1 protein-coding gene is annotated in these 689 nt (G+C 73.7%); it reads left to right on the top strand.

The window, feature by feature from the left end:
- Positions 1 to 689, top strand: a 689-nt coding sequence (locus tag ACFUK0_RS36430; protein WP_380257651.1) for a tetratricopeptide repeat protein, incomplete at both ends; no start/stop codon positions are given.

Raw genomic sequence — 689 nt, 5'->3', positions numbered from 1 at the left:
CGGGCGCTGAACGACCTCGGCCTCGCGCTGCAGGCGGTGCGCAGGTTCGAGGAGGCCATCGACGCCCACACCCGGGCCGCCACCGTCTTCCGCGACCTCGACGACCGCCACGCCGAGGGCCGGGCGTTGAACAACCTCGGCCTCGCGCTGCAGGCGGTGCGCAGGTTCGAGGAGGCCATCGACGCCCACACCCAGGACCTGGCCATCTGCCGCGACCTCGACGACCGCCACGGCGAGGGCCAGGCGCTGGGCAACCTCGGCACCGCGCTGCAGGCGGTGCGCAGGTTCGAGGAGGCCATCGACGCCCACACCCAGGCCGCCACTGTCTTCCGCGACCTCGACGACCGCCACGGCGAGGGCCAGGCGCTGAACAACCTCGGCACCGCGCTACGGGAGGTGCGCAGGTTCGAGGAGGCCATCGACGCCCACACCCGGGCCGCCACCGTCTTCCGCGAGCTCGACGACCGCCACGCCGAGGGCCGGGCGCTGGGCAACCTCGGCCTCGCGCTGCAGGAGGTGCGCAGGTTCGAGGAGGCCATCGACGCCCACACCCGGGCCGCCACCGTCTTCCGCGAGTTCGACGACCGCCACGCCGAGGGCCAGGCGCTGAACAACCTCGGCACCGCGCTACGGGAGGTGCGCAGGTTCGAGGAGGCCATCGACGCCCACACCCGGGCCGCCACCGTCTT

Origin of the sequence: Kitasatospora sp. NPDC057223 (assembly GCF_042669755.1) — a bacterium.
Classification (GTDB): domain Bacteria; phylum Actinomycetota; class Actinomycetes; order Streptomycetales; family Streptomycetaceae; genus Kitasatospora.
The sequence above is the reverse complement of the archived record's forward strand: the minus strand, read 5'-3'. Positions and strand labels throughout refer to the sequence as shown.